This is a genomic window from Pseudobutyrivibrio sp. UC1225 (assembly GCF_900115215.1).
In the GTDB taxonomy this organism is placed as follows: Bacteria; Bacillota; Clostridia; order Lachnospirales; family Lachnospiraceae; genus Pseudobutyrivibrio.
Genome location: NZ_FOVQ01000007.1, coordinates 17,569 through 40,305, shown reverse-complemented (window position 1 = coordinate 40,305; position 22,737 = coordinate 17,569). Strand labels below are relative to the sequence as shown.

Here is a 22,737-nt window from a genome sequence, read left to right as displayed (position 1 = left end):
TTTTTTACCCATATAAAAATAGGAGCGGCCATCTGGCCGCCCCTAGAAACCACTATTTACTTAACTGTTACATCCATGTGTGGTGATTCATTAATTCTCGTTAATTCTGCGTTATTCAAATAATATCCCACAACGTAGTAGTAATACGTCTTACCACTAGTCAGGTTAGTATTTGTAAACTGTTGAGAGGTAATGTTGGTTGGAACTATTGCAACTATAGAACCAGTATCTGTTGCTGTTTCAGCTCTGTAGATGTAGTAGAGTGTTGCATCTCCATAATTATCCCACTTAATAGTAGCAGATTGTGATGCATTGCTTGTAACAGTAATATCTGTGGTAGCCACTCCAGTAGGTACTTTAAGTGTGCTAATAACACCCTTATTCTGATTTCCATTTACATATGCTCTCGCCTGTACCCTATAATTTGTACTACTTGCAAGACCTGTAAATTTATAGGTGTTAGTAGTGCCAGTAGTCTTAACCGGACTGCTATAGCAATCTATATATGTTCCACTACTATTCATCTTTTGGAGCATCAATTCAGTTCCAGATGAATAAATCTCTCTATTCCACTTAATTGTCACAGTGGTTCCTGTGTTCTCAATAACTCCAAGTCCTGTGATACTTCCAAGTACAATATCAAAGACCTCTGGTCTTGTACCAGTAACATAGTTGCTTGTAATACCCTTGATATACATTAAGCCTACATTTTCAATATTTCCATTCTGATTACTCTCATTGTAGTCTATGGTGTAATCCTTATCCTTCGTCAAATCATACATCTGACTCTGATTTGTCCTAAGGTTTGTAGACGCAATGTATGCAATAACAGATGGTTTTACACGCTTTCCTGTATATCTCTGCTTACTTGAATAGAGAACCTTCACATTAGCAGAATTAATATTTACTGGCACAATCTCGTATTCACCCTCAGCCTGTCCCTTCTTGTCACTGCTATCGCCAATCTGGTATGACAATCTGACTTTGAACTTACCTGGCGTCTTGAAGTAATCCTTCTCTAATGCTTCAAAGTTAGAAAGATCATTTTCTTTAAACTCAGTATATGGTTCGTCATTCTTAGAAATCTCAGTCTTTGTTACAGTAGCAGTAGATACACTTATCTTAAAGTCAGGAATAATATTGAAGCCAGTGTAAGTATAAGAATCCTCTAAGTTCCCAATCTTTACATCATCAGCATTAAATTCTACGCTGTACTGTATTTCCTTTTCACCTGTCCAATATGGAGCCAGACCAGTATATGTTACGTAACCTCCTAATGAATACTCATCAGTATTATTAATTGGTCTGTGTCCTGTAGCGGAATAAGCTGCTTTCTCAGTGGCAGTGTTCTCATGCTTAAGAGCTAATTCTTTGCTTACTCCTCGCCTGTCTGGATCAAAGAACAGGTAGATTTCTGGCTCACCATAAGTGATATATGTTCCTGTATATTGCTGGACAGGCTTGTCTGATCTCACAAAAGTGTCATCACTTTCATCATCAGTATCATGTGTGTCCAGATAATATGCCACCGTATCACTCAAGTCTCCATAGATGGTGAATGTTTTTGTTACTACATTCTCTTTCAGAGCATAGTTATTAATACCAGTAATTACGACAGAAGCCTCGCCTGGATATAAATTATTCTTGTACTGTACTGTATAGTCTGTGTCCTCTACAAGCTCCTTTGTTCCTACCTTTACAAGAATATCTGGCTCCTGTTCAGCACCAGTATACTTATACTTGTTACCATCATGCTCATTCTTAAATGTGACTGTAAAGGTCTTCTCATCAAATTTGTCTGGTATCAGGATGTAGCGAATATGGAACGCTGCACTGTTCTTAGGAACATAGTAATTTCCTATTCCAGTACTAATTGATTGTTCTGCAGTTTCATTGGCTGCTTCTGTTGAATCTGTAGCTTGTACCTTAAATTCAATCTTTACATCACAATAGGTATCAAGCTTCCACTCCTTAGCCACATCATCATATTTAAATGTAGAAGCCTTTGACGCATTCTCAATGGTATCAAGAGTAATAGGCTTTAAATCTGCATCATTATCGATAATAAGATCTGATAATGTCTTATCCTTTACGGTAACCGTAGGGACAAAGTCGGTTCCATCATACTTGACGTAATAATATCCAATGAACTTCTTATAATCGTCTGTCGGAACTATATTAGTGTCATACAGATACTTCTTTGCAGTAGTTTCTGTAAATGTGGCAATATTGCTGCCAGATAAAGAGAACTCCAATATGTCAGTACCAGAACCTGTGCCATCACTTGTAGCCTTCATTGGGCTCTCATTTGTAAATGATCCTATATTAGGCAAATACTCATTATGAGTATATGCAATCGCATTAACGCCTTTTCTGGTAATACTGTATATCTGCTTGATAGTTCCGCAGTAATCACCTATACCTGTGATGGTTACGTACTTGTATCCAGCGTTGGTTATAGCATCTTCATTTCCATCCTTGTCAGTAAAGGTTACTTCGTAGTCTGTACCTCTTGCAAGAGTAGCATAACCATTCTTATCCCTTACTGTTACAGTAGGTTTTTGACTCTTGCCATTGTATTCAAAGGTAAGATTATATGGCTCTTCTGCCTTTAGTGGTTTATATTCATATTCCTGACTAGCCTTAAACGTAATCTTCCATTCCTGATTATTAATATTCTTACCAATGTTATAAGGGATATTGATGGAATCCTTGTAATTACCCATACCTTCAATAATTACATATGGTGAACCATCAGCTATATCAGCATTAACCTTTGATGTACCATTCTTCTTCCAGCCAGCAGAGCCTGCTCCTGAGTTATTCTGTGGAGTCACCTTATAGTCCACATCTTGTACCAGCTCTCTACCTTGCTTTTGAGAAGTCGTACCATCGGAATTTTGGGTGATAACTATAGCACCTTTATCCCAAATAGTAATGCTAGGCTTATTGTTCGGATACTCAGGTGAATTAATCTTTGGTACATCATCTATTGATATCTTAAGTCCTGTCGTATCGGATGTATCTTCTACCTCGTACTTAGGAGTCGTTGTACTATCTGCACTTGGTATATAACAGCTCTCCCAATTCTTTGGGTAGAATGAGCTATCTGAAGACTTATAGTAGTAATGGAAATTATTTGAGAGAGACCTAGGTGTTATTTCAAAAGTCTCTTCTCTTTCACCCTCACAGTTATGTTTTCCTGATATTTTAATCTGATATACACCTGTTTCATAAATTTTTCCATCAGGATAATGATTGCCATCTTTAGTAACAGTTACCTCATAATCATAATTATCTCCTACCACACTATATGCACCTTGCTGTGTAAGTGGTACGTTAAATGTGTTGCCGGTCTTAGGATTTGTATAAGGTATTGTCAATTTTACAACATTGGATACATCAATAGCTCCTCCTGTGTATTCAGCTGTTCTTTGTGCAATCGTAACTGAGCCACTACTAACATCACGCTTTTTTATAGTAAATGAAGCTAAACGTTCACCTGCAAGATTTCCAGAAGAACCTGGCTGAATTCTAAAGTAAGGTGCTTTAGATGCTATTATTCCTGAGCTGGTCGTTTCATCAGTTTTCTCCTTAGCGGTATAGTTATATGTCCAATCCAACGCCTTCCAATCGCCATTTGTAATGTTACCCTTTTCCTCTAGCAACTGACGTCTTACACCCTTAGAATCTGTACAATACAGAGCATAAGTCGGTCTTACTGTTGCATAACCCTTATCTGGGTTATCCATGTCAATATCTTCTGGATTAATATAGTATCCGTTATAAGTTGCTTCCCCTACTTCAATTTCAACCGATGAATCTGATAAATCTAGTGGCTTAATAGTGAATGTTAAATTTGTAGTAAATGTAGGACAAGCATATGAGCCAAGGCCTGTGATTCTTACACCAGCTGAATTAGTGCCAGACGCACTGGTATTGTTTGTATAGCTAACACGATAGTCCTGTCCCTGCACTAGTGCCTTGTTTGTTAATGTAATATATCCCTTTACCTTTGGTTCAATCGGACCGCCTGTATAATGTAAGTTTGTCACATTTTCATCAAACTCAAATGTAGCCTTTGTTTTCAGCGATACCTCTGTAATATAGAAGCTCTTAGTCAGACTAGTATTAGATCTTACAAGCTCAGTATCTTTAGGTATAACCGTAATTCGGTGTTCAGCAATATTTGTAATAGACCTATCACTTTCTTTTACCTGTACTAAATCGATATTATGTCCATTCTGACCATATTCGTACAAATCACCTGTATCTTTCACAGTAACTATTACTCGCTTCGTCATATCTATTGCAGCGCCTGTATACTCCACGCTATCCTCTGGTAGACCCGTATCCGGATTTATAAAAGCCATAGTAGCTGTAGAAAGATTATATTTTACGTAGAATTCAAGCGTTGTATTTGTATTATTTGAATAGTATTTACTTGTACTTGTGGCACTAATTTTTACATTATAATATCCAGCATCAACTACTTCGTTAGGATTAGGAGTTATAAAATCTGAATCTGTTTTATACTTTTTATATGTGTATGTCAGTTCATAATCTGTACCCTTAGTACCTAATAGTCCCTTTATTACTGGCTGAATGGAATCTACTCCGGTGTTACCTGTGTAATCGTAAATAGAAGGATTCATACTAAGACCTGCTTTATCTAAATCCTCAACGAAGCACACAGTATTCCCGTATTCATATTTTACAGAGGTAGCAGTACCCTTGCATATATATTGACCTACTACTGCAAGAGTATCATCAGGACCTACTTTTCCTGCATTATCTCGGCTAATTGTATATACATTTTTTGATTTATTATCTACCAATACAGTTGAATTAACTCCATCATAACTAATCGTCCTATCATATTCTCCGCCAGAGGATGACTTATACATGATTGTAGGACGAACATTATGCTGTGTTTCCTGCGTTAGAGTATATGTAGAATCTGGCATAAATACCCTGGCCAGACCTGCCGAGGAGCTGTGAGAGCTAATATCAAGGTAAATAGTAAATGGCACAGCGCAGTATCCGCTGTATGTACCATTACCTTCTATAAAGATATAGTTCGACTTATAAGAAGGTACGAATAGCGGATTGTCTTGTGCATCATACTCAGAAGGTTCAAGAATACTCTTAAAATTCTTACCTAATTTCGTACTCAATGCTGTATTTATTTTACCAAGTTTACTAGCAGCCTGTACTATAGTGAAGTCGTTTCCTATTTCTAATTCCTTACCATTTGTTCCCGGTTCCTTTACTTTAAGTGTAAGGCTCTTGTTTTCAATAGAATTTATAATATCATTAAGCGAGTATGTAGATGCTGTATACTTTAAATCGCTCAACTCACAGACAAATGATGAAATGTCATTTGTCATGATTTCATAAGTGACTTTAATTGTATCCTGTACATAGTTATTGTTAGTAATTTTAATAGTAAGAACTTTAGTTCCAATGTTTGTTACGTCAGCCGGTTTTGTTATCGTGTAATCAACATCCTCTGTTAACGGAGTTTCTCCATCTTCAGCCTTTATTACTATATCTGGAACATGCTCATCTCCATCATATAAGTAATTCTCTCCTCTTGCTGTTGAAAAATTAAATGGCCATTCAGACGCAGTTGTATTAGCAGTAGTTGTAAGTGTAGGCCCCGTAGTATCAGCATCTGGGTTAAGAGGTAATATCTTTGTATTTGGATCAGTAGCTTCCCTCTTAATATAAACATTTACCAAACCCTGTCTAATTGTAAATGTTAACTCTCTAGGGTCAGTAAAGTTACCTACACCATGAATTGCCTTAGAATATGAATTACTTACATCATTATTTCCATCTAATTTAAATGGATCTGGGCTATAGTCTCCTGCCTTCAATACATAATTTGTCGCGACATTATTTGTAGATCCACTCTGTAAATATCCCTCAATAGTAACTGGAATATCACCACCATAATAATCGTAATATGCAGTATGAGTGGTATATACCTTATGGCTTGCACTTTCGAGCTTTGCAAAACTTACAGGCTTAATCATGTACTTGATTTCACGGACTCCGCCTTCTTCACTACAATAATAGCCCGCAGGTGTCGCACTTGGACTAATAGAAAGTGTAACAGTATTATAGTTTGGCTCATCATTACCTGCGGCTCTAGAACGGAAAATATCCTTATCTGCTGCAGGCGCACCAAATAGACTACTGTTAGCAGTCACTGTAATACCTGTTATATCTTGTGCATTATTATTTGCAGTATAACCAGGAGTAGTATCTAAATCTACTGCTGAGATTGGCTCTCTGGCTGTAGCTTCGTTAATGAAGATTTCTTTACCATTGCTCCATTTTAGTCTAACCATAGGAGCATGCTGTCTCCACTCTGTAACAAATACCTTTCCACTATCTGTCTTGTTATCAAAGACATCTGTTGCATCATACCAGTTAGAAATCTTCACGCTGGCATCCTTAATATCCAAGCCTACTCTGTACTCTTTTGTCACCTCTCCTGTATATTTATCTTTAAAGTTTATTGTAAAGCTCTTTTCACCAGCTGTAGTTTTACTCATGTTGTCAGGATATGTCACTGTATAATCAGTTCCTTTTGTCAATTCTGTTGAATCATTCTTCAACTTGACAACAAGGTCTTCTACCTCTACATCTGCCCCAGTATAAGGATAGCTTTCCTTTTCCCCATCATACCTATAGGTAACAACTACATCATCCTCGGTTAATTCTCTTCTCTTAATATTGAAGAAAACAATTGCATTATTGTTCTTATAATCATTTATACCAACAATTTTCACATAAGGTGCAGAGTAAGGAGTCGTACTTACATCAAAATCATCCTCATACACAGAGGTATTGTTTTTAAATGTGTATGAAAAATCCTTATTTTTTGTTAGTGGTACTCCATCTTTTCCAATAACAGAAACCTGGAATGTAATAGGCTGATTTTCTCCTTTGTAATAAACATCAATAGCTGTGCATTTATATAATCTTTCCCATCCTACGCGTTTTCCGTCTGAATTATTAATTGGGTTTTCACCAAGTTTATCGTTCGTAAGATTTACCTGAACACTTCCATTCAAATATATTTCTTTATACTCAGCTGTATTTGTACCAATGTTAAAGGAAACTATGGCTGTACCGGTAAGATTATTCTTTCCTTTTATAGTAATCGTTGATGTTCCAGGAGACTTATTTGTTTTCTCGTCATATACAACATCAAAATTCGCACTAGATAAGTTTCCTGATGAATAGCTATATTCCTCAGAAAATGTTGTACCAATTTCTACTTTTACACCTGGATGCTTTGCAAGTCCATCAAATGTAAGATCTTCCATGCCGACTAAGCTAGCCTTAGCCTCTGGTTCTCCACTCTCTGGCTTTGTAATTGATGCTGGTTTAATTGTATATCTATACGCACTTCCACTAAGTACCGATCCTTCGAAATTGCCCTTGCCAACAATTCTTGGAGTGACTGTGCCAGCATTTACATAATCACTTCCGTAATCAATTTCGAAATCTTTTCCTTCAATAAGATAGTTATCCCCAAGCTTTATTGTTAAATCTGGATCGTTACTAGCAACTGTATCCCAGTCTATTGCTATGTTGTTATTAAATGACTTTGCGGAATACATATATCCGCTACTAATCGCTGTTGTCCATGTATGTGGTCTATTATTAAAGGTCTTGTCAGTCTTCGCTTTTGTTCCCCAAACAATATTGTTTTCTATTTCTGATAGAGGTAATGGAACAACTTTATATGTTGCTACTATTTCTGTATTACCTGCATAATCATTAATTGGTGTGATAACAATATACTTTGTTCCTACTTTAGGAGATATATCTTCAGTTGTGCCGCCTTTTGTATATGAATCATATATTACGTATGTGTAGTCTTGATTATATACAAGATCTTTATCTAATCGCACAGTAAGCTTAGGCGACAACGCAGTAGGTGATGGAGCCGTAGCAGGCACTACTCCGTCATAATATCTTGTGTAGCCTGTATCATAATTATTCTTTTTATTTCCATCATGATTTCCATTTTCGCTTATACGCACTACAGCATCTACTTGGAAATTAGGTTTAATAGTATAGTGTTTTGTAAGATAAGAACTCGTTGTAAAGTTCTTACCAGCACCTGTTATCTTTAGAATCGCATCTGATCCTACATTTGTGTGATCAGATGGATATGTTGTTACATAATCTGTCGAATCAACTAATGCCCCAAGCTCTCCATTATTTTCGCCCTTAAAATATACTTCAAAATCTACGCTTGGCTTTGGTTCAACAGGTTTTCCATCAGGGTCATGTAAAAATGAACCATCACCACCATTAGTCCATTCTATTACTGTATTATCCAATTCAGCCTTTTCAATAGTGAACTCTGTTGCAACACTACCGCTAACTCCACCACTTGTTATGGTTACAACAATTGCTTTTTTTCCTGCCGTCTTTGGACTGGCTTCTTTTCCATTTCTTGCATAGTCTGCAGCCCCATACCCATCCATGTAATCATAAATGGTATATGTGGCATTTCCACCTTCTCCAGATATAACTAAATCTGTAACCACCTCTCTCTTGTAATTTCTGAATGTCAATTCAGTCCATCCTTTATTACTTGGTCCTGGTGTAAGGGTTACAGGTTGAGCATTATATGTACAATTCTTCAACGCTGAATTTGTGCTTAGTTCAACAGTTAATGCTGTTGTTATGTCGCTCGGCTGATAATCAACATATACTTGACCAGTAAAGTTATTACAGCCTTCAAGCTTTATTGTATATGTAATACCATTCACGCTTGTTACAGTAGCAGTAAAATCTCCTTTAGCGTATTCAGGAGTTGTCGTAAGAATATTGTTTGTGTTTACATCCGTAACAGCTGTGACTTGTCCTTTATCATCAAAGGTAAACTTGGCATTTGCAAAAGCATTTGGGCCACCATCTGTTAGTACATATCCAATATCTATTTGATCAATTGTAAAATATCTCACAAACGATATCGTAGTTGTTCCAACTATATAATTAACGGTAACATCTTTTATTCCTACATTTTTGTCCTGAGGTAAACTTACCGAAACACTATTACCCGTAATCTCTGCGTCAGCTTTGTATAGTTGCACCCTCACATCTGAGCTTGTCATAGCTTTTCCGGTATATTTCACACCACAAGCAGGGGTATCACCTATAGCTTCTACCCCATTAATTTTAATGTTTAGTACAACTATTCTAATTTCTGCTTCAAGACTTCGATACTTTGCAGTAATTGTGGTTTCACCAGAATTAACTGTTTTGATTACTGCAGTTAACGGTTTATCAGCAGTAATCTCTAAGAATTGATTTGTTGTTGTCTTTCCAGATGTTGTTGAACCTGGTAAAGACCAAGTAATTGTTCTTTCTGCATTTGGATTTAACTGTGCGGTAACAGTTATTCCTTCTTCAGAATCACCCATTTTTGCAATATAGTATGTGTTATCTATTTTCTTAGCTCTAGAGTCTGTTATAGCTAGGCTTAAGCTTTCAAAACTATCTGTTGTTGGCTCATCAACTAGCTCTAATGTTGCTGCCACATCACCTACTGCTGCTGTTGTGATATAGAGTGCATTGTCACATAAACTATCCCAAATCCATGATGTTTCGCCCTCTTTTACTACAGTGTAAGAATCTCCCCTGTCTTGCTTTGCATAACCGAGATTTACCTCACAATCTTCATGATCAATAACGATTGCATAATCATTACCTGCTACAATATATCCATCACCAGTTGTTTTTTCACTCAATGGTATCTGCACAGTCGTCCAACCCGTAGTAGTTACTTTTAGATTATTAATCTCTCCCTCTGCGATTGGCTCTCCAACTATCGGATTGTTTTTATTTTCAACATTTCTATAAACACTAGCCTTGAATGAATACTCTACATTTGCAATAGCATACATATCAAATGATGCATACTTAACTCGTGTATATTTTTTTGCACTTGATGCTGTAGCTATTGCAGCAAAGCTTTCATGGGACATGAGCGCTAAATAGCTTCCCTCTGTACCAACTACATATTCTGAGAAATGCTCAGCTTCGAAAGAAACCTCTTCACCAGCTACATCAGCTTCAATCTCTGTTACGGAATTATCCTCTTCGATTCGATAGACAATTATCTCTTCGTCAGGTGTCTCTGCTAATTCATCCACACCAGAGAAAGTAACCTCTACAGTGTTGTCATCATAAGATGGTTGATACTTGCTTCCATCACGGTAGTAAATGTTGATATCATAAGCCGCAAAAGCCCTGAAGGTTCCTTCTTCAATGTTATCATTTACTTTATTTTCTGCTGCCTTTGTTCCTACATAGTAAATATCTACTGTACCACCACGAGGAATCATACCTTTAACCATGACTTTAATTCCATAGAAGGTCTTTGAGAACTCCTGATAAATCAGCCTCTCATCCTCATACAGACAGTCGTGGCAAATACCATTCTCGTCCAGCTGGCAAGTCTCAGTTATCTCTTCACCACACTTCTTACATCTCTTAATGTGAGTACCGTCGTTATTAGAAATGTATTCCCACTCATGCTCGCATTCTTCTTCCTGCACATAACCGCAGTGGATACACTTTCCATCCTCATTAAAAGTACAATCCTCTGTACTTTCCTCACCACACTTAGAGCATTTCTTCACATGAGTACCATCATTATTTGAAACGTACTCCCATTCGTGCTCGCATTCTTCCTCTTCGCCTTCTTTATCCTTCTCTTCGTCCTCTTCTTCCTCGTCCTCTTCAACTTCTTCGTCAGTTTCTTCTATATCTTCATCTGGGGTTTCTTCATCTATTACAGGGGTATCCTCTGGGGATATTTCTTCATCACTAACAGACACAGGTTCTTCTGTGTTTTCAATCTCTGGCTGTGGCTCTTCAGACACAGTGATATCCTCAACCGGCTCTTCTATTGAAGGGTCTTCAGCTGACTGCACCTCTTCTACTGCTGCATCTTCTTCGACTACAGGTTCCTCTTCTGCATGAACATGAGCCTGCTCTACCTGACCACAGTGATCGCAGTATCCATCTCCTTCTCCAACTGGTTGAAGTATGTTGGCTGCATAAGTCTGGTCATCCACATACTCCGAGCAGTGATTTTCTTCTGTCGCTATTACAAACACATCATTCCAGATAGTTGTTCCCAGCAACAGAACCGTGAGCGTAAACGCCACTAATCTTTTGATTGCGTTTAAGTTCTCTCTCATAGGCCAATTCCCCTTTACATGAAAAACCCCATATTCCATGTCTTTCTTGAAATTTAGCAGCTTTCTGGGATATTTTTGCACGCAAAAATAAACGCAGATATACTACTACACTTTCAATATCGGCTGTAATTGTTATTAATTTTATAATGTTAAGGGGTATTAACTATGAAATTTCTATGAATAAAGTATGAGGGAATGGCTTTAATTCAACCATTCCCTCTTAATAGACTATCATTTACATTTCTACCAGACATATATACAGCAATTCCTCAAAAGGCTCGTAGTTCAACACCGCTGATTCCTTGCTGGCAAGTATCATGTCATTCTTTGTAGTTTTTGAAAAATCAATATCAAAGGTCTTACTGTTTTTGCAAACATACTCGATGTACACACGCTGGGCTCTTCCATTGCCCTCTCGGAATGGATGAATCATATTTATCTCACCGATTAGGTAAGCCAAGCGCTTCGCCATTACCTCTTTATCGTGTACATCCTGAAGGTACTCATTATTTATGAGCCACTCCTGAACTTTTTTAAATTCTATCTCTATAAACTGAGTAAGGCAGAAAATCGTGCCTTTTGAAATGTCAACTGTGCGAATCTTTCCCGCCCAGTCGTATATATCTTGAAACAAGTACCTGTGAATGGCGCATAGGTGGTCTAAAGAAAAATCGCCAGGGATTGGATGCTTCACAAGCTCAAAGTATCTGGCAGAGCTAAGCTCCTGCTCCACCTTGAACAGTTCATCCTTGTCGTGAATATCAAGTTTGTTCTTGAGAATGTGAGTATGTGGATAACAGTACTGGCCGTTATCTTCGTACTCATAACGGTAATATTCATCCATCATAGGCTTATCCTACTGAAACATATCTGGATGTAATCTCTCGAACTACATCTTCCACATCTACCTTATCTTCAATTATCATTCTCCCACGCTCAATCTCCTCAGCAGTGAGAATCATATCCTCCATAGCAAAGGATGCCTGTACACTAGCGATCTTCTCGTCTGTAGACATTAGTCTCTCCTTAGTTATCGGCTTAAAATCAGTTATTAATTATTGGCCTTAAGTAAAACCTGACCTATCCTTTATTTATTTTCATTATATCACATACATTCTTCGTAATTCCAGCGATATCCCAACCCCCAAATGGTTTCTATTGGGTTCACCGCTACTTCCTTGCACTTCTTGCGAATAGAATAGATATACTCTGTTATTGTTTCTATCTGAGTATCCTTTTCCAAATCATAAATGAAATCATAAATATGATCCTTGGTAAAAGTCTGTTCCGAATTCTTTGCCAGAGTCTTACAGATGCGATACTCATTTCTGGTCATGTATATCCATTTATTATTAATACAAACCTTGTATTCCTGATTGCTGAATAAAACTCCGGAATAATTTTCTACCTGACAGGAATTTTTTTGTACCAGCCACTTTACCTTTGTAAGAAGCTCCTTCTTACGTATTGGCATGAATATATAATCTCTAACTCCTGCATCACCACACTCCTGAAGTTCATCCACGTCCTCTTCTCGAACGATTGCAATTATTTTGCAATCAAATGTGTTAATCAAATCCTTGTAATAGATGTCTGCTCCCTCTTCTGGGATTTCAGACAGAATCAAATCAAACTTCTTTTTCTTAAGATGGTCATACTCATAAGAACGTAACACCTCAACTTCATATCCATCTGGTATAAGCCATGTATACATTTCTTTTTCTAAATCTAAATCTTCTCCGACAATCAAAATCTTCTCCATATGCTGATCTCCTATTCTTGTTATTACCCACAATGTTTCTTTTGTTCGTTACATTTAGACTAGTCGTTTACAGTAATAACCTTATCAAAGGGACCTGCCATATTTACGTTATTGACGGAAGTAACACGTTTATTGCCTTCAATTGTATTTTTTTACACTATTCTATGCATCTAACTCCAACCTTTTACCGTTTGTTCCAGTATAATTTGTCGTTTTATCACTTCTTTCTTCCTTCCCAGCGCTGAAACCACGCACTAAAGAGTGCAGTTGTAAGGAGAATCAACATTACGCATTTGCCCCAGAAAAGAAGCTGTGTATTCCAGGTTTGATTTACGACATCACTCTTCCACTCCATTGCCCAGGCTGTAGGTAAGTATCTCCAACCTCCAACAATGGCGATGTTGCTATACATTACAGACTGCAACACTTCAAGTGCAGCAAAGAACATGGAAAGGGCAACGCCAAACTTCAAATTCACCCACAAGTGGAACAGAATACTGATTACAGATAATATTGCTTCACCTATGATAAATAAAAGGATGTCTTTTCCTGTCAAGGCAATTCCTGTTTGAATTCCCACTGCTGCAAAAGTAAGAATTAAACGTATTGTTTCTATTGCCCACACCATGAACGTAAGAGAGAGAAACATCATTATTCTCCTCCGTACTGACAGAAGCTGATACATATTTGCCATCTGTTCCTCTGGATTTATAAGGAAAAATACGGTCAGTCCATGGAGTAATGAAAGGAATACCCCATAAACCTCGTATAACAGCTGTAACCTCTCTCCCAATGGTTTCCAGGCATATATCAGGTTGTATAAAACAAACATGCTAATAATACCAATGGTTGTTATTGCAAGATACCAAATGAATGGTGTACGTCTTAATTTGATTATCTGTGCTTGTATCATCTACTCTTTACCCTCTTCTCAAAAAATCCTCTGTTATATAATTTAGATTCCCAAATAGATAAAGCAGGGAATACCACTAACGACAATGCCACTGCAATTAGAACTGTAAGATTAACTCCCTGTGGCGCAATGTAATCGCCTGATACTTTGATACCCGCGAGTGCTTCGATTGCCTTTGGTCCATAGCTGTACGGACAAATTACCCAAAGAGGTGTGTCTGCCACAAATGCTGGAAGCATAATATTCAATACCACGTTTACACATAATAAAATATAGATGTTCATGTATCTGCTTAATAGTAAGCAAGCAGGAACCATCCAAAGACTACAAATATAAAGGATTAAGTAGCTTCCTACTGCAACTCCATAGGAAATGCGTAATACTCCAAGAAAGAATGTTGAAACTACAGATACCACTGCCATTGCTAAATATACCCAAAACAGTTTTACAGAAAGAGCTGCGATTCCTGCATTTCTAAACCTGTAAAGATCGATTGGATAGGTGTAAAGCATCTTGTCATTTCCAGATTTTTTATTCTGGCGTTCATGTTCAGAGCAAAATAGTGCTGTTAATGCTGGAATCATAAATGTAGACCACCAATACAATTCGAAAGTTTGAATATTTAATGAGCCTGCCATCAAGAAACATAAAATTACGTTAATGACTGGTGCTAAAAATATAAAGTAACTTAGTATTGTTCTTCGTGTCTTAATTGTTTCTGCGATTACATAATTCATCCTACTAACCTCCTATTTTTTGTGTACTCCATGAAAATAGCATTTAAATCATCCTCAGGTGTAATCATTCCCTGATATACTACATGTCCTTCTGAAATAATGCCTACTGCGTCTGCTATCATCTGAACCTCACTTAAAATGTGGCTGGACATGATAATCGAAATTCCCTGCTTTGAAAAACTTCTCAGTAATTCACGTAGCTCTTCAATACCGTAAGGGTCCAATCCATTAGTAGGTTCATCCAAAATAAGAAGCTTTGGATCATTTAGTAAAGCTAAAGCAATACCAAGTCTCTGCTTCATTCCAAGAGAAAAATCTCCTGCCTTCTTGTTGCCAGTTTTTGCAATTCCTGTAATCTCAAGCTTCTCCTGAATACGTTCCTTAGGTACCCCTAAAAGCTTTGCCTTCACCAACATGTTCTCATATGCTGTCAGGTTAGGATAAATTGGAGGCATCTCAATTAATGCTCCTATATCGGCTAGAGCCTTTCTTGTCCATGGCTTTTCATCAAAATATATTGTTCCGCTGGTTGGCTTCGCAATTCCTGTAATCATTTTTAATATTGTCGATTTTCCTGCTCCATTTGGTCCCAGCAATCCATAAATCTTTCCTTCTGGAATTTCCAGATTTACATTTTCAACGGCTGTAAAGCCAAAATACTTTTTTGTTAGATTTTCTGTTCTTAAAATCATCTGTATCTCCTCCTTATTTACGTCTATCTTAAAATCTAATTCTAAAGATTTTCTAAAGATTTAAATTGAATTTTCATTTTCAAAAAAAAGGCTAATCAGTAAAAACTACTGATTAGCCTTTCCTGTTTACGATTAACCAACATGAACTGAGCAGTTACATGTAGCTGACGATCCAGCGCAGCCCATCAATAAACCTGTTACACAACCTGGTGTGCAAAGTGACTTGCTTGTGATCTTTACGTCTGCCTTCTTTGTGTCATCCTTTGATACTGTTACATCAAGATTGAAATCGTTATTGAATTTTTCCATTTTTTGTTCTCCTTTTTCTGATTAATATTTTTAGTTTTGTTTTTTTTAGTTACTTGTTAGTTAGTATTTCCGATTATCCTACATGAACTGAGCAGTTACATGTAGCTGACGATCCAGCACAGCCCATTAATAAACCTGTTACACAACCTGGTGTGCAAAGTGACTTACTTGTGATCTTTACGTCTGCCTTCTTTGCGTCGTCCTTTGATACTGTTACATCAAGATTGAAATCGTTGTTGAATTTTTCCATTTTTTTGTTCTCCTTTTTTCTGATAAATTTTTGTGTTTTTGTTTTTAAGTTATTTGTTAGTTACTATTTTTGATTATCCAACATGAACTGAGCAGTTGCATGTAGCTGTCTTATTGTTACAGCCCATTAATACACCTGTTACACAGCCTGGTGTGCAAAGTGACTTACTTGTAATCTTTACATCTGCCTTCTTTGTGTCGTCCTTTGATACTGTTACATCAAGATTGAAATCGTTGTTGAATTTTTCCATTTTTTTGTTCTCCTTTTTTCTAATAATATTTTTGTTATTAAGTTACTTGTTAGTTCGTATTTACGATTACTTGGTATATACTGTGTCGCTGCCTGAAGGGCACTTATGACAACCCATTAAAATTCCTGTTGGACAGCCTGGTGTACAAAGTGATATGCTTTTGAACTGCACATCTGCGCTTTTTGTATTATCCTTTGATACTGTTAAATCAAGATCAAAGTCGTTTTTTAATTTTGCCATTGGTTTTCCTCCTTTCTATTTTTTTCTTTTTATCTATATTTATTTGTCGCTTTCCTTATCGACAAGAGAAATATAACAAGCAATTCTCAAGAAAATATCAAGATTAAAATTTATTTTTAAAATTTTTTATTTATAATCCAAAAGCACTTTGGTATACACCTCTTCCACTTCCATCATCCTGCAATGCCAAGACTATCCCCGTACTTCCGTTTAAAAGTCCTGGTTCATGATAATCTCTGAAATCTTTCAGCTCTGGACTATACTCATGATCACAGAATCCGAAAGGAAGCCTCTTATCGAAGGTATCTAAAATTAATTTTTCCAAGACGTCACATTCTTCCTGTAAAAAATACTGTCCCACTACATTTTGTGAAGCCTTAGCAATCTGTAAAAGACCAGAATAGCCATGACAAAAGGTTGGTGCAAAATTTGCATCTCGCTTCTGAATTGCTTTCTTCATGTTATCCATAGCCATAAGTCTAATATCTGCATCTGTTACTACATCGGTAGCCTGAAGCAATCCGTAACATATTCCAGGAGCACCATAGCACCATGCATCTCTACGGAAAAAGTCACCTTCTCCAGGATTAGCTTTTCCTGCCATAACAGCGTCATATTCCTCTGAAGACAACTGCCCTTTCCAAATGAAGCGGTCATCCTCAAGAATTTTAAATTTTTCATAGTAATCCATAATCAACTTGATGGCTTCCAGCTGTCCTGGACGCTTGATGCCTTTTTTATAAGCCTTCGCTAATACTCCCAATACACCTGCAATGCCATGGGCATACCCTGAATTATATGCACCGTGAGGATACATGATTCGTTCATCATCGCTAAAGAGATATTGTGGTGGCACCAACCATCCTCCTTCCCCTAAAGTAAAATGAATTAACGCATCTACAAATCCCTCGGCTGTATGATAAATAACATCGTCATCCAAATGTAAAAGCAGATAGCTGGTTATACCAGCAAGACCAGAAATAATGTCATATCCAACGATTGCTTTTGCATCTACTCTGGCAATTAATCCCTTGGAATTACCTGCAATTGCGCCATTAATGGTCTTAAGTGCGTTCTCGTAACCCCCTGTTTTTTGTGCCAGTGATGTAATAGCCAATCCCAAACCAGCCATTCCATTGTGTAGACTTAGATCTGGATAGCCATCTCTATTACACTGCTCTACTGCCTTTGCGATAAAGTCTTTTGCCACCTTCTCCATTCTGTCATCCTCTGCTTCATCCAGCAGCTGAGAAAATACCAGGCTTATGCCTGGAAGACCAGCGCAAAGTGAGCGGTGGTCCCAGGGAATAACCTCTCCTAAGGCACTGCGGCTGTTGGCTGGATCCTCCATTAATGCCTTCATTTCCTCGTAATTCATAAGCTTTTCAACTGTTATTTTTACAACTTCGTTTTTATCCATTTAATTAACCTGCCTCTGCATAGTTTTCTGCTTCATACATATCCTGATATACCTTGCAGCGTTCAATTAACTGGTCGTGGGTTCCTACATCAACCACGTGCCCCTGCTGCATTACCACTATTTCGTCTGCCTTCTTTGCTGCACACAAACGATGCGAAATGTAAATACCCATTTTATCCTCAGACAGTCTGAAGAAACGGTCAAAGGCATCCTTTTCTGACAAAGTATCAAGCGCTGCATTTGGTTCATCCAACATGTAGCAGTCTGCATCCTTCATATAGATACGAGAAAGTGCCACCTTCTGCCACTGTCCCTGAGAAAGCTCTCGTCCATTTTCAAACCAGTTGCCCAACTGCATCTGTAAGTTTGCATTGCCATCCTCTCCCTCTAGGAAAGGTGTGCCCACCTTCTTTAAGGATTCTCTGATTTGTTCCTCACTATCCATGTTTCTAATATCACCAAAGCCAACATTTTCCTTTAATGATAATTCGTATTTTACAAAGTCCTGGAATAATACTGATATACGTTGATAGTAGCTTGCAGTATCAAGAGCCGTACTTTTAACTCCGTTGATCTTAATATCTCCTTTTTCTGGTCGATAAAGACCTACCATCAGCTTTAACAATGTACTCTTACCAGAACCGTTAGGTCCCACAATAGCGATGCGCTTACCCTTCTTAAACTTTAAATTTATATCTTCAAGTGCATTGTGCTCGCCATCGTAAGAGTAACTTACATGATTCATTGAAATTTCCTGAATGGTGTCATCTATTGGTGTTACTTCAGACTGCTCCTTGTGGTTTTCTTTTAAAAAATCCTCCAGCATCTGCATGTAAAGCGAGCAGCTGTAAATAATATATAATCCTGTCATGATGCCTCTGGATTCACTCTGTACCATTGATACAGAACGAATAATACTCATTACATTACCTACCAATATGTGTCCTAAATAAGCATCTACTACTGATAATCCAATTACTATTCCACTTAAGAGATAGATGGCAATACCATAAAGCACGTTGAAGAAGGTTTTCTGATTAAGAATTGTTTTATTCTGTACTACAAATCCATCAGAAGCCTCCTTGAACTTTTCAAGGATATAATCACTTATGTTTAATACCTTCATTTCCTTAAATGAAAAATCATGTGTCATAAGATGGTTGTAATACCATAATTTTCTCTCGCCACTGGCGCGGTTCCACATGATATCAAATTCCTTCTGACCAATACGTAAGTAGTACAATACAGCCAAAACTGGAATTATTAACATGCCAAGTGCTGCAAATGGCTTCCACATCACAAGAATAGTGAGCACAGACACTAAAGACATTGTTGAGGTAAATATAGATATTACCGCCATAAACATCTGGTACGGTTTATAGCCTATCTCTGTTGTAAGCTTCTCTACCTTGTCATAAGTGTGTGCCTGCTCGAAGTTCTTCAGTTCCATCTTGGAACACTCGCTCATCATGCGGTGTTGAAGTCCATATTGTAATTTGTATTGATAGATGGAGGTCACATATGATGTGACCTCAGATAAGAGATAGGATAAAACGTTGTATCCTATGAATGCTCCCACCAGAATTAGCGTACGCTGCATCGAGCGATTTGCTACATCTACAATTGAGTTAATCAAGCCCTGTGTAATCAGTATGCTGACCACAGGCAATACACCTGACAGCAAACTGAAAAACACTAGAAAGCTAAATAATTTTTTATCTACTGAGGATAAAATATCTATTGTTCCAGGCAACTGCTTCATTGCCTTTAAAATATCCCCAAATGTTACTTTTTTTTGTTCCTCCATTTTCTTTCTCCTATGCAATTTCTTCCTGAGCTTGTGTCAGTTGATATTTCTTGGCGTGTAGAATGCCCTCGGCATAACACATAGCCTTAGCTTCTGCCTCGCGATCAATGCCCATCATGCGATTGCAGTGCAGATGGAGTACGCTGTATAAAATTTCCTTTTTCTTTTCATAACCCAGCTTCTCCAATTGTTCTCTATACTGGTAGATTGCGTGATTTCTCATATCAATAACTGGCATCACAGCTGCGTTTTCACCTGAACGTAACCCTTGCCAATTTTGTTCTATATCGCACAATTTCAGCATCTCATTTTTATCTTTTTTAAAGGCACCCAGGTGGGTAGCTACGTGAAACTGTTCAAGGAAATCCAGTTGCTCGTCAACTGTATCAAAAAATTCTTGTGTATATTTTAAAACTGATATTACTGTCAATGTGAAGGCATCAAGCTTCGTCCGTCCCATTCTACGAAGCAACAATAAATTCTCTACTACACTACTGTCCGCAACAAATAATTGCTCCGCGTATGGTATAAGATCTGTTCCTCCATACCTTTCTGTCTCCTGCTCATATATTCCGATGGAATAATCTCCCACCAGGTTCTGTGCCATCAGTCGATTGAACCAAGCCAGAATTTCTGGCATTGCTCGGTATAGATTCTCTGACTGACCTCCAAAACGAATTCTTAAATGCGTACGCACATCTACATATCTCATGAAGAAGTGGCTTATACCACGTTCTTCCTCCAGCTTTTTGGCAAACTCCTTCAGCTCCATGGTAATCATCTCCTCTTCGCGAGATTGTTTACAATAAACCTTGAAATACAACCATTGCTGCAATGGTGTTTTCAGATAAGTCTCTCTGGCCAGAACTTCCTTTTCTGGTATGGAAATTGGAGCCATTAACTTTTCTCGTTTTGTTATATTGGCAATAATTTCCATGGTATGTTTACCATCACCCATAGCAATCTCTTCATGACCACTGGTTTCTATAGTTAAGGAACTAAGTGGGTTTTTCTTAAAAATATCGTATAGAGTCTTCATTCCCCATGGATTAGAAGTATCCAGCTGTATCTTGTTGTCTGTTTGCACCAGTCGAATCTTTGTTGGTATATGATGTTTTACTGCGTATTCTTTATATACCTCTGCGAATTTTTCCTCCGTCAAGCCCTTAAGTGGCTGGCCCATCTGTTGAGCTGATAAATTCCAACACTCTCTGGTAACGCAGATATCTTTATAGAATAAGGCTGGTATATGATTACAATCTTTGAAGAGACGATTCCAAGGATAGTCAAACCATGTATATGCATCATCATTATGAATTTCCAGCAAGAAACGATATACGTTTGGATAGAGCATCTTGTTAAACATGTTGCTGCTTCCAAAGCGAATAATCTCACCTGTCTTAATATGCTTCGCATAGAAGCGGTTATTCCAAACACCAACAACGATATCCTCTACTCTAATCTCCTTATCCTGCTGCACCCAAGGGCCCATGACGTAATCTCTTCCAGTGCATGATCGACATACATTTCCATGTCGTGTATCTGCAGGCAAGAACTGAATCTCGCAGGATTTCTCACCCTCTCTTTCCACACGGTCTTGAATGTTTGTCAACATTTCACGTATACGAGAATCATGAATGGAAAATCTTCCCAGGGTACTTCCTCCAATAGGTGAGCCACCACTGCCGTTATACTCCAGTCGGTATGTACCATCCTGTTCCGTCAAATTGAAATATAAATCAAAGGAATCAAAGGTTTTATTTGGTTCCACATCACCCAGAAGCTCAATTAATCCTGAATCATCCAGTCGAATCTCTTTTCCATTTTCGATTGCGTTTTCATACAGCATGGTCAGGTACTTTCTCACTGCTTCATCTGTAGTTGAACTAATATTATTAACTGTCTGATAATCCGTAGGATTGGTATAACCGTAAGGAGCGCCTAACCCGATGGTTGCATCCATCATCTCTAACACCGGCACTTCTCGATCCATTCCATACTTCTCTAAAAATCGATTTCGATACTGTTCCAATACTCTATGATCTATACTGCACTTTGCAGATAATGCTGCAAAAAAGTTAGCTAAATCTTCAATTTGAGTTTTCATGTCATATCCAAGAACGACTCCGTTATCCTGTAATATGGTATCTACCTGAAGACATTCATCACTATCATATAAATGATGCATCTTCTCCTGAAGCTCTTCATATATGTCTATGCCCTCTCCGATGTCGGTATCTTCATATTCCTCATATCCTGATACGATATCCTCCAACGCATTAACATCACCAACACCGTACTTCTTGCATGTCTCCAGCAAATAGTGCATAGGTTTTCTTTCTTCCAAGGTAGGTCGTAAAACAGATACCAAAATATGATTTTCTACCAATTCCATCAGATAACGATCGATAACTTCATCACCTACATCAATGTAGATGTCTCGAATGGCTTTAACCAAGGTTTCGTATGGAGTATATTCGGTAGCATAGTTTTCTACGATTTCAAATACTCGTGTGCTTCGAATACTTTTCTCATCCGCTGAATCTTCGTTGGTATAAATCAATGTGATTCGATTACCATCATGTGCGGCTGCTCCTGTTATTTTCCATGCCAGCTTCTTGGTATATTCTCGCTCCAATTGCTCAACGTAACCATACAACCATTTGGCATCTGGAAGGATGTGCTTTTCGCTGGTATGTTGAACATCAGCAAGGCTTCCTTCCTTTTCAAAGCTTCCAACACCAACTCCTGCAAACAATCCAAAAGGCGTTGTTCTACGAGTTGCTCTGGCGTAATACTTGTAGACAGAAGTCAATACATCCCTTCGGGCTTTCTTTGAAAATGTCTCTGGCTCTTTTACCAGCAAGCACATGCTTTCATACAGTCCTCGGCTGGCGATTCTCACCTTTTCCAGAAATTTTTTATCGGAACACAGTTCCAATAATCCTTCGTCAGTTTCCTTCATCTCCGCAGGAGACAATGGTGTGCGATAGATATAATTCTTTTCGCAGTTATAAATTTTTTTCATGATTTATTCTCTCCTAGTATTTTTTTACTGTTTTTATGTTATGGATGCAGTTTAACGAAGAATTATCAAGAAATTATCAAGCACCA

At 37.8% G+C, this 22,737-nt stretch carries 14 protein-coding genes; all 14 read right to left on the bottom strand.

Going from position 1 to position 22,737, the window contains the following annotated elements:
- Window positions 1–56: 56 nt before the first annotated feature.
- The 14 genes from BMZ41_RS10020 to BMZ41_RS09960 all read right to left on the bottom strand — a co-directional run bounded on the left by BMZ41_RS10020 (window position 57) and on the right by BMZ41_RS09960 (window position 22,651).
- Window positions 57–11,243, bottom strand: coding sequence for a fibronectin type III domain-containing protein (locus BMZ41_RS10020; RefSeq protein ID WP_090529239.1), 11,187 nt, complete (start codon window positions 11,241–11,243; stop codon window positions 57–59).
- A 235-nt stretch (window positions 11,244–11,478) separates the two neighbouring features.
- Window positions 11,479–12,090: a Fic/DOC family protein gene (locus tag BMZ41_RS10015; RefSeq protein WP_090169689.1), complete on the bottom strand. Its 612-nt coding sequence runs from the start codon at window positions 12,088–12,090 to the stop codon at window positions 11,479–11,481.
- Window positions 12,091–12,094: 4 nt separating this feature from the next.
- Entirely contained in the window at window positions 12,095–12,259 is a 165-nt protein-coding gene (locus tag BMZ41_RS15650) for a hypothetical protein (RefSeq protein ID WP_155942184.1), read from the bottom strand.
- Between the two features lie 89 nt (window positions 12,260–12,348).
- Entirely contained in the window at window positions 12,349–13,005 is a 657-nt protein-coding gene (locus tag BMZ41_RS10010; protein ID WP_090529236.1) for a response regulator transcription factor, read from the bottom strand.
- A gap of 217 nt (window positions 13,006–13,222) precedes the next feature.
- Window positions 13,223–13,918: an ABC-2 family transporter permease gene (locus BMZ41_RS10005; protein WP_090529234.1), complete on the bottom strand. Its 696-nt coding sequence runs from the start codon at window positions 13,916–13,918 to the stop codon at window positions 13,223–13,225.
- The gene (locus tag BMZ41_RS10000; RefSeq protein WP_090529232.1) at window positions 13,915–14,655 is read right to left on the bottom strand and encodes a lantibiotic immunity ABC transporter MutE/EpiE family permease subunit; all 741 of its coding nucleotides are present in this window, start codon (window positions 14,653–14,655) and stop codon (window positions 13,915–13,917) included. The genes BMZ41_RS10005 and BMZ41_RS10000 overlap by 4 nt, the downstream gene beginning before the upstream one ends.
- Window positions 14,652–15,353 (bottom strand): lantibiotic protection ABC transporter ATP-binding protein, encoded by a 702-nt coding sequence (locus tag BMZ41_RS09995; protein WP_330388870.1) that lies wholly within the window; start codon window positions 15,351–15,353, stop codon window positions 14,652–14,654. The genes BMZ41_RS10000 and BMZ41_RS09995 overlap by 4 nt, the downstream gene beginning before the upstream one ends.
- A gap of 126 nt (window positions 15,354–15,479) precedes the next feature.
- On the bottom strand, window positions 15,480–15,656 hold the full coding sequence (locus BMZ41_RS09990) for a gallidermin/nisin family lantibiotic (protein ID WP_090169698.1): 177 nt from the start codon (window positions 15,654–15,656) through the stop codon (window positions 15,480–15,482).
- Window positions 15,657–15,729: 73 nt separating this feature from the next.
- Window positions 15,730–15,906, bottom strand: coding sequence for a gallidermin/nisin family lantibiotic (locus BMZ41_RS09985; protein ID WP_090169700.1), 177 nt, complete (start codon window positions 15,904–15,906; stop codon window positions 15,730–15,732).
- A gap of 73 nt (window positions 15,907–15,979) precedes the next feature.
- Window positions 15,980–16,156: a gallidermin/nisin family lantibiotic gene (locus tag BMZ41_RS09980; protein WP_090169702.1), complete on the bottom strand. Its 177-nt coding sequence runs from the start codon at window positions 16,154–16,156 to the stop codon at window positions 15,980–15,982.
- A 66-nt stretch (window positions 16,157–16,222) separates the two neighbouring features.
- Window positions 16,223–16,396 carry a gallidermin/nisin family lantibiotic gene (locus tag BMZ41_RS09975; RefSeq protein ID WP_090169704.1) on the bottom strand — a complete coding sequence of 58 codons (174 nt, stop codon included), beginning with the start codon at window positions 16,394–16,396 and terminating at the stop codon, window positions 16,223–16,225.
- A 130-nt stretch (window positions 16,397–16,526) separates the two neighbouring features.
- Window positions 16,527–17,816 carry a lanthionine synthetase C family protein gene (locus tag BMZ41_RS09970; RefSeq protein ID WP_090169706.1) on the bottom strand — a complete coding sequence of 430 codons (1,290 nt, stop codon included), beginning with the start codon at window positions 17,814–17,816 and terminating at the stop codon, window positions 16,527–16,529.
- A gap of 4 nt (window positions 17,817–17,820) precedes the next feature.
- Window positions 17,821–19,623: an ABC transporter ATP-binding protein gene (locus tag BMZ41_RS09965; protein ID WP_090529227.1), complete on the bottom strand. Its 1,803-nt coding sequence runs from the start codon at window positions 19,621–19,623 to the stop codon at window positions 17,821–17,823.
- 10 nt (window positions 19,624–19,633) lie between these two features.
- Entirely contained in the window at window positions 19,634–22,651 is a 3,018-nt protein-coding gene (locus tag BMZ41_RS09960; RefSeq protein ID WP_090529223.1) for a lantibiotic dehydratase, read from the bottom strand.
- Window positions 22,652–22,737: the final 86 nt, after the last annotated feature.